The sequence below is a fragment of the Nocardia vulneris genome (genome assembly GCF_001613425.1).
In the GTDB taxonomy this organism is placed as follows: domain Bacteria; phylum Actinomycetota; class Actinomycetes; order Mycobacteriales; family Mycobacteriaceae; genus Nocardia; species Nocardia vulneris.
This window is the reverse complement of record NZ_BDCI01000002.1, coordinates 73,503-88,522: the sequence shown is the minus strand read 5'-3', so window position 1 is coordinate 88,522 and position 15,020 is coordinate 73,503. Positions and strand designations below refer to the sequence as shown.

Sequence of the window (15,020 nt, the reverse complement as noted above, 5' to 3'; positions counted from 1 at the left end):
GCGCGCGTCAGCCCGCGGTGCCGCCCGCATTGGCCGCCTCGACGGCCGGTGCGGGCCTGCCGCGGGTCGCTTCGTCGTTGAATCGGAAGCCGATGCCGTGCACCGTGACGATCCAGTCCGCGGAGCCGAGTTTCTTACGGATGCTGCTCAAGTGGGTGTCGATGGTGCGGCTGGCCAGCGAGGTCACCTCGGCGTCCACCTCGTCGTATCCCCAGACCCGTTGCAGCAGTTCGGCTCTGGCGAAGACCTTCTGCGGTTCGGTGGCGAGCAGGCGGAGCAGTTCGAATTCCTTGCGGGTCAGCTCGATGAGCCGATTGTCGATGCGGACCTCCCGCAGGGCCGAGTCGATCTCCAGCTGGCCGACGATCAGTGCGGGCTGCGACATCATGTGGACCCGGCGGAGCAGACCGCGCAGCCGCGCCATGAGTTCGCGGCTGTGGTAGGGCTTTACGATGCAGTCGTCGCACCCGGCTTCGAGGGCGAGGACGTGATCGAGTTCGTCGAGCGAGGAGGCGAAGGCGATGATCGGAATATCGCTGGCGGCACGGATCTCCCGGCACAGCGTGAGTCCGTCGAAATCGGTGAAGTCGAGATCGATGAGCACCACATCGAAATCGGCGTAGGTGGCGAGCGTGGCGGCTCCGGTCGAGATCGGCTCGGGCACGAACCCGTGCCGTTCGAGGTCTTTGACGGTGTCGTCGACCCCCGCGCAATCCGACACGATCAACAAGCGCGGATGAAGCAACGCGCTACTCCTTCCAGGTGTTGCCATCAAGTGAAAGACGTGAGTTCGAGCAGAACTCGGATGGACGACTCCAGCGCGTAGTTCATCGAGCCGCCGTTGGGTTCGAATGCCGTGTGCTCGCCTGCGAAATGTATTCGTCCTTCCGGTGTCCGTATGTGTGCCATCAGCTCGCCGTGTGCCAGTTCGGGCAGTACATAGGCGCCCCCGATATAGGGCTCGTTGTCCCAGGCCACGGAGGTGCCCAGTTCGAAGTGGTCCCGCGCCCCCGGCAGGATCGACTCCAGTTCGTGCAGCGCGAAATTCACCCGCTCGCCCGCGCTCATGTTCGCCGCGGCCTGCGCGGGCCAGCCGGTGAGCCAGCATTCGAGGATCTTGCGCGGGCCCGGTAGTCCGGGTGTGCCGTCGCGCACGGTGCCGAGCGGGGTGTCCGTGGACAGCATCAGCCGTTTCTCCGGCCAGAATTGGGCGCGCATCTGCAAGAAGATGCGCAGCACCGACGAGTAGCGCAGCCGGCGCATGGCCGAATGTTTCGCCGCGGAGAGTCGCGCCATAGATAGATTGATCCGGCGCAGGCTGGTGAAGGGAACAGTAACGATCACCCGGTCGGCGCAGAGCGTCTGCAGCCGGTTGTGATCGACGAAGCTCACCTGTGCCTCGTGGTCGGTCTGGCTGATCCGGACGACCGGTTTGCGGTAGTGGATGCGATCTTTGATCCGATCGGCGAGAGCGTGTGCGAGCCGGTCGGTGCCGCCCGCGACCTTGTACCAGCGGGCGTCCGCGGTGGTGAACGAGCGGGGACCGGATTCATAGCGGGCCCATGCCATGGCCGAGGCGGATTCCAGTTCGCCGCCGCGCATTTCCAGAAACATCGGTTCCATCAGATCGATGGCGGCGGCCGACGCCCCGCGATCCTCGAGTACCCGCCGCACGGAAATGCGGTCGAGTTCTTGTAGTTGCGGGGCCGGCGTCCAGCCGAGTTCCGCTATCTCGGGGCAGATGTCCGCATTGGGTTTCGTGACATATTCGGCGATCAGATCGGCGACCGTTCGATTTCTTTCGTGCGGATGCAGGCCCAATACTTCGGCGTGGTCGTCCAGATTGTCGGGGCGTATTCTGGTGCCATGGCGGTAATAACTGAAATCGGTGTCGACGAGATCACTCGGCTCCGTTTTCAGGCCCAGTGCCCGCAGATAGTGCATGGTGTAATGGCAGTGCTCGGTCACCGTCATCGCGCCCGCTTCGGTGCGCAAACCGTCGTCGAAGGGATCGCGCAGGGTGCGGGTGCGCCCGCCGGGCCGATCGCTCGCCTCGAGCACGGTGACGTGAGTTCCGTTGCGCACCAATTCATTCGCTGCGGCAAGGCCGGACAAACCGGCGCCGACGATGATGACGGAGCCGGTGTGCTCGTGGCGCGGGAGGCCTTCGTCGAACGTGCGCCTGATGTCTTCCTGGGTAAGCCTCGGCACTGCGATCCTTCCGGCGAACTGCCACTGATTTCCGCCGGGCTCGCTGACGTTATTGATGAAGCTACTTCATCGACAGGTCATAGCGTCGACGAAATCAAGCGTCCGCATCCAAGCTATAATCCTTTTGCGAATGAAATTATCGTATCAATGTGCCCGAAGTGGTGCAAACAAGTTTCAGTTGCCGCAATTTAACTCGTCGGTTGCGCTGTGCAGCTCACTGGCGGGACGTTGTTTGCTTGCCGTGTTGTGACCGTTGTCACATTCGGTGGCTGTTTGAAGCGTGACAACTCTCCGGCGAATCGGGTCCGAATCGCTGTCCTCGTCGGTGTTTTCACTGACCATCGGTGATACGCATGGTCTGTCGTCGATCTGCTGACAGGCGATGGTTGAAGCCGGGGCTAATCGGGTGCGAACGCTTGACCGTGGTGGCGGGCAGTGGTAGCCGACCGGTCAGCGTGCTGAGCGGGGTGCCGGGGAAACCGCGTTCGTGTTGCGCGATGAGGCAAGGAAATCGGGGCTTTCATCCACCAACTGCCATGGGAGTGAATGATAGCTGGCTCGATCGTGCGTCTCGGCCTGCGTTGATGCTCGGGGCGGGCAGCGGAGGAAGGGAATCGGCATGGTGGATCCCGCCGGACCGGTCGTCGTCGTGCACGCGGCGACCTGGTTGTCGTCGTTCGAGGAGCAAGTGGCGCGCCGGGCCGACACCGTCGCGGTGACATTCGACGGAATATCACTGACCTACGGTGAGTTCGCGGGACTGGCGCGGCGCTGGGCCCGGTATTTGATCGCGCAAGGCATCGGTCCGGATTCGCTGGTGGGTATCGCGATTCCGCGCTCGGTCGAACTCGTCGTCGCCGTGTACGCGATCCAACTCGCCGGCGGCGGATGTGTGCCCGTCGACCCGGAGCATCCCGTCGCGCGTAATCGTTTCGTCCTGGACACGGCCCGGGTAGCGCGGATAGTGACGCTCACGGATGCGGGATTCGGTGTCGGGCCCGGTGCGATCCCGATGGATCGTATTGATGTGTCCGGCTTTTCGCCGGAGCCGATCACCGACGCGGAACGGTTGGGCGTATTGCGTTGCGCGAATGTGGCCTACGTGATGTTCACGTCCGGCTCGACCGGTCAGCCGAAAGGGGTGGCGGTATCGCATGCGGCGCTGGTGAACCGGCTGGCCTGGATGCAGGCGGAGTACGGATTGGACGACCGGGACGCGGTACTGCACAAAACGCCCGTTTCGTTCGACGTGGCGATGTGGGAACTGTTGTGGCCGTTGCAGGCCGGCGCGCGATTGGTGCTCGCGGCGCCGGGTGGGCACCGCGACCCGGGCTATCTGACCGCACTGATCGCGCGCGAAGCGGTGACGGTCGTGCATTTCGTGCCATCCCTGCTGGAGTTGTTCCGCACCGCACCCGGTGCGGCCGAATGTCACGGGTTGCGTGCGATTTTCGCCTCCGGCGAGGCCTTGCCCGGCCCACTGGCGCAGGCGGCGGTCGCGGTCACCGGTGCACGGCTGCACAACCTGTACGGGCCGACGGAGGCGGCCATCGACGTCACGCGGCACGAGGTGCGCGGTACCGATACCGAATCGGTCCCGATCGGACGTCCCGTGCCCAATACCCGGGTGTACGTGCTGGACACGCGTTTGGCACCCGTCTCGGCCGGGGCGGTCGGGGAACTGTACCTGGCGGGGGTGCAGTTGGCGCGCGGCTACCTCGGACGCGTCGGCGCGACGGCGGATCGGTTCGTGGCCGACCCGTTCGCGGCCGGGCAGCGGATGTACCGCACCGGGGACCGGGTGCGCTGGAATGCCGAGGGCGATCTGGAGTATCTGGGGCGTACCGACTTTCAGGTCAAGGTGCACGGGGTGCGGATCGAGCCCGGGGAAATCGAGGTGGCGCTCGCCGCGCACCCGGTCGTGACGCGGGCGGTGGTCGCCGTGCGCACGGCGGCGGGTGCGGCCCGATTGTTCGGGTACGTCACAGTCGACGCCGCCCGTGCGGTGTCGGATACCGGCGACGAGGGTGCGCGGATCGAGCACTGGCATCGGCTCTACGACGAGGTCTATGCCGACGGCGCCACGGCCGAGTTCGGCGCCGACTTCGCGGGCTGGCACGACAGTTATACGGGCGCACCGATTCCGGTCGAGCAGATGCGGCAGTGGCGGGACGCGACCGTCGCCCGGATCCGCACGCTGCGGCCGAGCCGGGTGCTCGAACTCGGCGTCGGCACCGGTCTGCTGCTGTCCGAACTTGCCGCGCAGTGCGTGGAGTACCGCGCCACCGACGTGTCCGCGACGGCGATCCGGAACCTGGCGGGGCGGCTCGACGCCGACTGGGCCGGACGGGTAGTGCTGGAGCGGCGGGCGGCGCACGATCTCGCCGGACTGCCGAGCGAGTGGTTCGACACGATCATCCTGAACTCCGTTGTGCAGTACTTCCCGAGCGAGCGTTACCTGCGACGCGTGCTGGATTCGGCACTGCGCGTGCTCCGGCCGGGCGGTGCGCTGTTTCTCGGCGACATCCGCAACCTGGCCTTACACGAAACACACACCGCGGCGGTGCAACTCGCGCGGCACGGTATGGCCGATGCGGCCGTGCTGCGTACCCGGGTCGATGCGGCGCTGCGCGCCGAACCGGAACTGTTGCTGGCCCCCGACTATTTCACGGCACTGGCTCGTGAGACGGACGAGATCGGCGCGGTCGACATCGCATTGCGGCGAGGAGCGTCGAGCAACGAGCTGACGTCCTACCGGTACGACGTCGTCTTGCGTAAACACCCCACGGACGCAAGGTCTCTGGCGACCGGGCCGCAACGGCCGTTCACCGGTCGCGATGCACTGTGTGCTGCCTTGCGCGACGTGCACACCGCGACATTGCGGGTCACCGAGATCCCGCACGCGGGCGTGCACCGCGATCTCGACGCGACAGCGCAGGCGGTCGGCGCGCCGCGATCCTCCCGCGAGGGGCTGCTGCCCGAGGATCTGCACCTGCTCGCCGCGGCGAACGGCCGGACCGCCGCGGTGACGTGGTCGGCCCGGAAAGGCCATATGGACGCGATATTTCTCGTGGAAGCGCCCGACTGCCCGCTCACCGATGTGTACCTGCCCGACGGTCCGCCGCAAGCCCCGGCCCACTACGCGAACAATCCGCACACCGCATCGGTGGTCGCGGATCTGCGCGCGCACCTGCGAGAGTTGTTGCCGGACGCCATGATGCCGACGGTCGTGGTGCTCGACGAGTTCCCGCTGACCGTGCACGGCAAGGTGGACCGGAGCGCGCTGCCGGTACCGGAGGTCTTCGCGCACAACCGTTATCGGGCACCCGCGTCCGCGCGCGAGCGTGCGGTGGCGGAGCTGTTCGCCGAGACCTTGGCGGTCGGTGCGGTCGGCGCCGACGACGATTTCTTCGCGCTGGGCGGGCATTCGCTCTCGGCGACGCGGCTCGTCGGTCGCATCAGGGCGGTCCTGGGCGTCGAAGTGCCGATCCTGACGGTGTTCGACGCGCCGACCCCGGCCTTGCTGGCGGCCCGCCTCGACCACGGTGCCGCCGCCCGACCGGCGCTGGTCGCCCGCGCGCGGCCCGCACGGATTCCGGCTTCCTTCGCCCAGCAGCGGTTGTGGTTCCTGCATCGGCTGCACGGGCCTTCGGCCACGTACAACGTGGCATCGGCGGTGCGATTGACCGGGCCGCTGGACGTGTCCGCGCTGGGCGCGGCGGTCGGGGACGTGGTGCGCAGGCACGAGAGTCTGCGCACCGTGCTCGCCGAGGTGGCGGGCGAGGCGGTACAGCGAATCTGCGCGAGCGCCACGGTCGAGGTGCCGGTGACCGAGGTCGCCGACGTCGCGGCGGCGGTGCGGGACGAAGCCCGGCACCGGTTCGATCTTTCGGCGGATATACCGCTGCGGGCCAGACTGTTTCGGGTCGCCGCCGACGAGCATGTGCTGGTCCTGGTGCTGCATCACAGTGCCTGCGACGGCGGTTCGCTGCCGGTGCTGGCGCGCGATCTGTCGCTGGCGTACGCGGCTCGGCGCGCCGGCCGGCCTCCGGAACCGGCCCGGCACACGGTGCAGTACGCCGACTACACGCTGTGGCAGCGGGAAATTCTCGGCGATCCCGCGGACCCGGTGAGTGTCGCGGCGGTTCAGCTCGAGTATTGGCGAGCGGAATTGGCGGGCCTGCCGGAGCAGTCGACGCTACCGCTCGACCGGCCCCGGCCGAAGGTCGCGAGTCACCGCGGCGATACGGTCGCCTTCGCGATCGGGCCCGACATGCGTTCGGCGGTGGAAAGTCTGGCGCTCGACCGGACGGCGACCGCGTCGATGGTCCTGAAATCGGTGTTCGCCGTGGTGCTGCACAAGCTCGGCGCGGGTGCCGATCTCGCGATCGGCAGCCCGATCGCGGGCCGGACCGACGACGCGGCGGCCGAGCTGGTGGGCTTCTTCGTGAACACGTGGGTGTTGCGCGTCGCGGTCACCCACCGGTCGACGTTCGCGGACGTGCTCGCCCAGGTCCGGAGCAAGGCGTTGCACGCCTACGCGAACCAGGACCTGCCGTTCGAACATCTGACGGCACAACTGAACCCGGCGCGTTCGACGGCGGTGCACCCGCTGTTCCAGGTGATGTTCGCGTTGCAGAACAACATGTTCCACGAATTCGCTTTTCCGGGAGTGCAAGTCGAACCCGTGCCGACCGGCACGGGGACATCGCGGTTCGATCTGTTCTTCGCGCTGACGGAGGTGCCAGGCGGGGGTTACGCGGGCAGCGTCGAATACGCGACCGACCTCTTCGACCGGGAGACCGTCGAACGCCTCGCCGCGCGATTCGTGCGGATACTCGCGCTGGTCGTGCGGACGCCCTCGGCCACGGTCGGCGACATCGACCTACTCGAGCCCGCCGAGCGCGCTCAGCTGCTCGAATCCTGCCGTGGCGCCGTCCGGGCCCTCGACCGGACGGCAACGCTGGTCTCGATGTTCGAGGCGCAGGTGCGGCGGACGCCGTGCGCGCCGGCGCTGACCTACGAGGGAACGACGCTGACCTACCGCGAGTTCGCGGCACGGGTACACCGGCTGGCCCGCTACCTGGGGTCGGTAGGCGTGCGGCCGGGTGCGTTGGTGGCGATCGGTATGCGGCGCTGCGACGATCTCGTGATCTCGATATACGCGGTGCTGGCGGCGGGCGGCGGGTATCTGCCGGTCGACCCCGACCACCCGCTGGGACGCGTCGACCAGATGTTGGCGGCGGCGGAGCCGGCGCTGCTGCTCACCGCGGGTACCGACCTGGTGACCCGGCGAGTACGGCAGGTACGGGTCGATCGGCTCGACCTCTCCGAGTTCGACGCCGCGCCCCTGCCGGACGCCAGGCCGCGCGCCGAGGCGATCGCGTATGTCCTGTTCACGTCCGGTTCGACCGGCGCGCCCAAAGGCGTTGCGGTGCCGCACGTGGCGATCGTCAACCGGCTGGTCTGGATGCAGGCGGAGTACGGCCTGCGCGCGGACGACGCGGTGTTGCAGAAGACCCCCGCGACGTTCGACGTATCGGTGTGGGAGCTGTTCTGGCCCTTGCAGATCGGTGCCCGGCTGGTGGTCGCCGAACCGCACGGGCATCGGGATCCGGCCTACCTGGCGCGGATCATCACCGAACAGCAGATCAGCACCGTGCATTTCGTGCCCGCGCTGCTCGCGGTGTTCGTCGCGGAGCCGAAAGCTGCCGAATGCCACAGCCTGCGGCAGGTTTTCGCGTCCGGCGAGGCGTTGCCTGCCGCGACGGCGCAGCGCCTGCGCGCACTGACCGGCGCGCGGTTGCACAATCTGTACGGACCGACCGAGGCGGCCGTGGACGTCACCTTCCACGAGGTGAGCGCGGCGGACACGGCCTCGGTGCCGATCGGCGCGCCCGTGCACAACACCCGGATCTACGTGCTGGACAGCGGGCTGGGACTGGTCCCGGACGGGGTAGCCGGTGAGCTGTATGTGGCGGGTGCCCAGCTGGCGCACGGGTACGTAGGGCGGGCGGACCTGACCGCAGAGCGGTTCGTGGCCGATCCGTTCGTCCCGGGCGCGCGGATGTATCGCACCGGTGACCGCGGCAGGCGGACCGCCCGCCACGAACTGGAGTACCTGGGGCGCACGGACTTCCAGGTGAAGCTCCGTGGCGTCCGAGTCGAACCCGGGGAGATCGCGGCGGTGCTGACGACCCTGGCGCCGGTCGCGCAAGCCGTCGTGGTCGCGCACACCGACGAGCGCCTCGGCACTCAGCTCGTCGCCTACCTGGTCGCGGCAGCCGGTGGTGTCCTCGACCCGGAGGCCGTGCGTGCTCACCTCGTCGGTGTCCTGCCGCCGAACCTGGTGCCCGCGGCGCTGGTGGTGCTCGACGAACTGCCGTTGACCGCCAACGGCAAGCTGGACACCCGAGCGCTACCCGCGCCGGAGTTCCGGGCGCGCTCGACGTACCGGGCGCCGGAATCATTGCCGGAGTTGGTGCTCACCGAGCTGTTCGCCGAAATCCTCGGCGTCGAGCAGGTCGGCGCCGACGACGATTTCTTCGACCGGGGCGGACACTCGCTGGCGACCACGCGCCTGGTCAACCGCATCCGCGTCGTGCTCGGAGTCGAGGTGCCGGTCCTGACGGTGTTCGAGGCGCCGACCCCCGCCTTGCTCGCGACGCGCCTAGACCCGAGCCTGCCGCCGCGCCCGCCGCTGACCAGACGCGACCGTACGGAGCGGAGTGCGCTGTCGTCCGCGCAGCAGCGGATGTGGTTTCTGGACCGGCTGCGGGGACCGTCGGCGACGTACCACATTCCGGTGGCGGTGCGGCTGACCGGACCGGTCGATCTCGGCGCGCTCGCGGGCGCGGTCGGCGACGTCGTGCGCAGACACGAGAGCCTGCGGACGGTGTTTCCCGAGATCGACGGTGCGCCCGTACAAGTCGTGCGTGATCCGCAGCGGCTCACGGTGCCGTTCGAGGTGCGTGCACTGACCGCGGCGGAACTGCCCGAGGCGATGTGCGACGCGGCCCGGCGGCCTTTCGATCTCGCCACCGAGATTCCGTTGCGGGCCACCGTGTTCCAGTGCGTGGCCGACGAGCTGGTGTTCCTGCTGGTGGTGCATCACTGCGCGGCGGACGGCGGGTCGCTGGGACCGCTGGCACGCGACCTGTCGGCGGCGTACGCGGCCAGGTGCGCCGGGCGAACGCCGGAGCCGGCGGAGTTGCCGGTGCGGTACACCGACTACGCGGCGTGGCAGCGAGACCTGCTGGGGGACATCGACGATCCCGCGAGCCTGCTCTCGCGGCAGTTCGAATACTGGCGGGCCGAACTCGCGGGACTGCCGCACTTGGTGTCGCTGCCGACCGACCGGCCACGCCCGGCGACGATGAGCATGCGCGGTGCGGTCGTGGAGTTCGTGATCGACGCCGGAATGCGGGCGGCAGTCGAGGATTCGGCGCGCAGCCGGGGCGCGACCGCCTCGATGCTGTTGCAGTCGGTTTTCGCGGTGTTGTTGCAGCAGTGCGGCGCCGGATCGGATATCGCGATCGGCAGCCCGATCGCGGGTCGCACCGACGACGCGTTGAGCGAACTGGTGGGGTTGTTCGTGAACACCTGGGTCCTGCGGGTGCGCATCGGCGCGCAAACGCGGTTCGACGAGGTGCTCGACCAGGTACGCGCCAAAGCATTAGGCGCCTACGCCAATCAGGACCTGCCGTTCGAGCGGCTGGTCGAACTGTTGAATCCGGTGCGGTCGACGGCGTTCCATCCGCTGTGCCAGGTGATGTTCGCCGTGCAGAACACTGCGGTTCCCGAATTCGACCTACCCGGTGTCGCGGCCGAACCGCTCGCGGTCCATACCGGAACGGCGAGATTCGACCTGCTCTTCGTGCTCGAGGAAGCGGTGTCCGGCGGGTACAGCGGCAGCGTGGAATACGCCACCGACCTGTTCGACCGGGACACCGTCGAGGGCTTCGGCGTGGCGTTCGTGCGTTTGCTGGCGAGGGTGGTGGTCGATCCAGCGCTGACCGTCGGCAGTGGCGCGCCGAGCGCTGCCGAACCGAAGACGCTTGCGCGACAACGGGTTGCCTATCGCGCGCCGGTGACGTCGCGGGAGCGGATGCTCGCCGGGTTGTTCGCCGAGGTGCTCGGTGCGGCACGGGTCGGCGCGGACGACGACTTCTTCGAGCTCGGCGGGCATTCGCTGGCCGTCACCGGATTGGTCGGCCGGATCAGGCTGGTCTCCGGCATCGAAGTGCCGATCCTGACGGTGTTCGAGGCGCCGACCCCGGCGCTGCTGGCGACCCGGCTGGACGAGAACATGCCGGTGCGTCCGGCATTGGTGCGGCGGGCTCGTCCGACGTCGGTGCCGTTGTCCTTTGCGCAGCAACGACTGTGGTTTCTCGCCCGGCTGGAAGGGGCGTCCGCGACGTACAACATTCCGCTGGCGGTCCGGCTGACCGGGCCGGTCGATCTCGCCGCACTGCGGTCGGCGGTGACCGGTCTGGTGCGTCGGCACGAGAGTCTGCGCACCGTGTACACCGAGGTCGCGGGCGTGCCGGTGCAGCGGGTGCGGGCGGCGACGGTGGTCGACGTCCCCGTGGTCGACGTCGCGGACGTGCGTGGCGCGCTCGACGCCGTTGGGCGGTACGAGTTCGATCTGACGCGAGATATTCCGGTGCGGGCGAGCTTGTTCCGCTGTGCGGCCGACGAGCATGTGCTGCTGCTGGTGCTACACCACATCGCCTGCGACGGCGGATCGCTGCCGGTGCTGGCGCGCGATCTGTCCGAGTCGTACTCGGCCTGCCGCGCGGGCCGGGAACCGGATCGGCCGGATCCGCCGGTCCGATACACCGACTACGCGATCTGGCAGCGGGACCTGCTCGGCGATCCGGATGACCCGAAAAGCCCGGCGGCGCAACAGTTCGCGTACTGGCGCCGGGAACTAGCCGAGCTGCCCGCACAGTTGCTGCTGCCCTGGGATCGGCCGCGCCCGAAGATCGCGAGCGCACGCGGCGATATCGTCGAATTCACGGTGGGGCCGCGGCTGCGTGCCGCGGTGGAACAGGCCGGGCGCGAGCGCGGCGCGACCGCATCGATGGTGTTGCAGGCGGTGTTCGCGGTCCTGCTGCACAAACTCGGTGCGGGAGCCGATATTCCGATCGGGACGCCGATCGCCGGCCGCACCGATGCGGCGACCGCGGAGCTGGTGGGGCTGTTCGTCAACACCTGGGTGCTGCGGGTCGCGGTATCCGGGAACGCCGCGTTCTCGGCGGTGCTCGACCAAGTACGCGCAAAGGCATTGGGGGCCTACGCGAATCAGGATCTGCCGTTCGAGCGACTGATCGAACTGCTGAATCCGGTGCGGTCGACGGCGTTTGCTCCGCTGTGCCAGGTGATGTTCGCGTTGCAGAACAATACGGCGCACGAATTCGACCTGCCCGGGCTGGAGGTCACCGCGGTGCCGGTGCACACCGGCACCGCCAAACTGGACTTGTTCTTCGCCCTGGAAGAGTCGTCGGCGGGTTACCTCGGCAGCGTCGAGTACGCGACCGATCTGTTCGATCGCCCCACCGTCGTGGCGCTCGCGCGCCGTTTCGTACAGCTGCTCGAAACCGTGGTCGCCGAACCGGCAGCCCCGGTCGCGGCACTGGATATCGTGCTGCCGGAGGAACGACAGAACCTGCTGGCGACGTGGAACGACACCGCGGCGGCGCTGCCCACGGCGACGGTCCCGGACTTGATCGCCCGGCAGGTCGTCGCGACGCCGGCGCGGCCCGCGGTGATCTGCGGCCCGACCGTGCTCACCTACGCCCAGCTGGACGCTCGCGCCGAACGAGTGGCGAATTGGCTGATCGCACAGGGCGTGCGCACCGAAGACGTGGTGGCGGTGAGCTTGCCGCGCTCGGCCGACAGCGTCGTCGCCATGCTCGGTGTCCTGCAGGCCGGTGCCGCGTATCTGCCACTGGACCAGGACTATCCGGCAGCACGGCTGCGGTACATGACGACGGACGCGCGGCCCGTGCTGCGGTTGGACGGCGCGTCGATGGCCGCGGCACAGCAACATCGCGCGGGCCCGGCCCGCCGGCCGTTCCTCGCGCCGGACAACGCGGCCTATGTCATCTATACGTCGGGCTCGACCGGCGCGCCGAAGGGCGTGCTCGGTACGCACGGCGGTCTGGTGAACCGATTGACCTGGTATCAGAAGGTGCTGCCGTGGCGGGCAGGCGAGGTCGTGTGCGCGAAAACCGCGTTGAGTTTCGGTGATTCGCTGGCCGAGATCTTGGGGCCGCTGAGTTACGGCGGCACCGTGGTGGTCGCCGACGCCGACCAGATGCGCGATGTGGACGCGTTGCTCACGCTGATCGAACGCTACGCGGTGCGCCGAATCGTGGTGGTGCCCAGCTTGCTCGCGGCCATGCTGTCCGACCCACGGGTGCACCGTGGTGCGGGCTGCGCGGTGTGGGTCAGCAGTGGCGAACCGTTGCCGGTGTCGGTCGCGGACTCGTTCGGCGCGCTGTTGCCGGCCAGCGTGCTGCTGAACTTCTACGGGTCGACCGAAACCAGCGCGGACAGTACCTGGGCGGTGGCCGGGGCGCCGCGCGACACGGTCGCGGTGCCGATCGGCGGACCGGTGGACAACACGAGAGTGTATGTACTGGACCACGCGATGCAAGTGGTGCCGCCCGGCGTGGTGGGCGAATTGTATGTTGCCGGAGCCGGATTGGCGCGCGGGTACCTGCGGCGCGCCGGACTGACCGCCGGACGGTTCGTGGCCGATCCGTATGCGGTTCGACCCGGTGGACGGCTGTATCGGACCGGCGATCTGGCGCGCCGGGACCACGACGGGCAGCTGCTGCTCGCCGGGCGGGCCGACGACCAGGTGAAGATTCGCGGGTTCCGGATCGAGCCCGGCGAGGTCGAGACGGCGTTGTCCGATCACCCGTCGGTGGCGCGCGCCGTGGTCGTCGCGCGCGAAGGCCACGCGGGGAGGCAGCTCGTCGGGTATCTGGTGCCCGCCGATCCGCTTGCGGGAGTGGTGGAGTCGGCGGTGCGCGAGTTCGTCTCGGGCCGGTTGCCGGAGTACATGGTGCCCGCGGCGTTCGTGGTACTCGACGCGTTGCCTGTCGGCCCCACCGGCAAGGTGGATCGAAAAGCCTTGCCGGAGCCCGTGTTCACCAACGAGCGGTACCACGCGCCGCGCAGTCCACTGGAGGAACAGCTGTGCGCGGTGTTCGCCGAGGTGCTCGGCGTGGCACAGGTCGGGATCGACGACTCGTTCTTCGAACTCGGCGGGCATTCGCTGCTCGTGGTACGCCTGGCCGGGCGGATCGCCGAACAGATCGGTGTCACCGTAGAACTCCGGGATGTGTTCACCGAGCGGACGATTCGCAACCTGGCCGGACGCATGAACGGTGGCTGACCGAAAACGGTGTGGTTGCGCCGCGCGCCGCTGGGTACTTCCGGGGCAGCACAAGGAGGTTCACCATGATGGCCATAGCCGCCGCAGTCGCGTTCGGACTCGCGCTGCTGCTCGACCTGACCGATGCCACCCTCGGCGACACGATCACCGCGGGCACCCTGGTGACCCTCGGCTTCCTCTTGATCGCCCTGCACCTGGCGGGCGTCGGCACCGGCACCCGCTCCTTCCGCTTCCGCCGCCGCGCACGCAGGTAGCAGGCGGCCGCTCGATTCCGTCGGCACCGCCGCCGCGTTGCGCGTCCCTGCCTCCGCGCGAGGAGGTTCGGCACGGGCAGCGGGTCGTCGCAGGAGGTTTTCGCCGCTGCGGGCGCGGGATCGGTACGGTCAGTGGCTTGTCGTTGCCGCGGCGGGTGGCGTCGTCGCGGTGGGCGCGGGGTTTCGCCATCGGGCTGCGGCTCGTCGCCGATGGGATGGGCTTCGCTGCCGTGGGCGCGGGATTCGGCACCGGCGGCGAGTTCACCTGCTTGCGCTTTCGGGTCAAGGCCGCGCCAGGTCCGGAAAGGGCTCGTCGTCGCGGTGGGCGCGGGATTCGGCACCGGCGGCGACCTCGCCTGCTCGCGCTTTTCGGTTCGGGTCAAGGCCGTGGCGGGCCCGGAAAGGGCTCGTTGTCGGCCGGGCGGTGCCCGGGTGGCGGTCGTGGCCGATCGGACGCGCGAGCCTATGGCGCGGGGCGGGAACCGGGCCGGCGAACTCCTCGATCGGGCGGGGGGTGGCGCAGTACCATCGGAGTCGTTCGCAGGCTGGTCGAGTTGGATGCTCGAAGGAGCAGTGCGTGGTCCGGGTACACAGAAAATATGGTCCGATGCGGGTGACCGTGTCGAAGACCGGGTTCGGGTACAGCGCGGGTGGGGGACCGTTACGGGTGACCAAACGCGCCGACGGACGGGTGACCCGAACGGTACGAATACCTGGAACGGGGATCTCGGACACCAAAGTGGTCGGGGCGCGGCGCATCCGTGCCCGGAATACGTCGCCTCGTGCCGCACTCGCGGGTGGGTCCTCACCTCGTCTCACCGACGGGCGCGTCCTTTTGCAGGTGCTTGCCGGGATCTGCGGTGTCGTCGCACTCCTGCTGCTGGTGCAAGGGTTGATCGCCGGCGCGCTCGCGCTCGTCGTCACCGCCGCGTTCTTCATCTTCTGTGCGCGCATCGCCGGGGACCAGCACACCGCTGAGCAGACATCGCCCGCCCCGGTGTGGAATGTGCCGCCGGGCTGGTACCACCCGCCGTCAGGTGGTCGCCTGCTGTACTGGTGGGACGGGCAGGCGTGGACCGAACACACCAAACCGGCCCCCGACCCCGGCCAGGCCCGGCCCTGAGCCGTCGAACGGTTCACTGAGC

At 68.6% G+C, this 15,020-nt stretch carries 5 protein-coding genes; 3 read left to right on the top strand and 2 right to left on the bottom strand.

What is annotated here, in order from left to right; all coding sequences use genetic code 11:
* Window positions 1-7 precede the first annotated feature (7 nt).
* Window positions 8-745, bottom strand: coding sequence for a response regulator transcription factor (locus NVU01S_RS02425; RefSeq protein WP_244467174.1), 738 nt, complete (start codon window positions 743-745; stop codon window positions 8-10).
* Between the two features lie 26 nt (window positions 746-771).
* On the bottom strand, window positions 772-2,211 hold the full coding sequence (locus tag NVU01S_RS02420) for a flavin monoamine oxidase family protein (RefSeq protein ID WP_043667427.1): 1,440 nt from the start codon (window positions 2,209-2,211) through the stop codon (window positions 772-774).
* Window positions 2,212-2,833: 622 nt separating this feature from the next.
* Between NVU01S_RS02420 and NVU01S_RS02415 the strand changes: the two genes are divergently transcribed.
* From NVU01S_RS02415 to NVU01S_RS44515, 3 genes are all read left to right on the top strand, one after another.
* A complete protein-coding gene (locus tag NVU01S_RS02415; protein WP_425287701.1) occupies window positions 2,834-13,621 on the top strand; it encodes a non-ribosomal peptide synthetase in 10,788 nt (3,595 codons plus the stop codon).
* 65 nt (window positions 13,622-13,686) lie between these two features.
* Complete coding sequence (locus NVU01S_RS02410; protein WP_014985041.1) at window positions 13,687-13,875, top strand: hypothetical protein; 189 nt, start codon at window positions 13,687-13,689, stop codon at window positions 13,873-13,875.
* Between the two features lie 607 nt (window positions 13,876-14,482).
* The gene (locus tag NVU01S_RS44515) at window positions 14,483-14,998 is read left to right on the top strand and encodes a DUF4236 domain-containing protein (RefSeq protein ID WP_218023623.1); all 516 of its coding nucleotides are present in this window, start codon (window positions 14,483-14,485) and stop codon (window positions 14,996-14,998) included.
* Window positions 14,999-15,020: the final 22 nt, after the last annotated feature.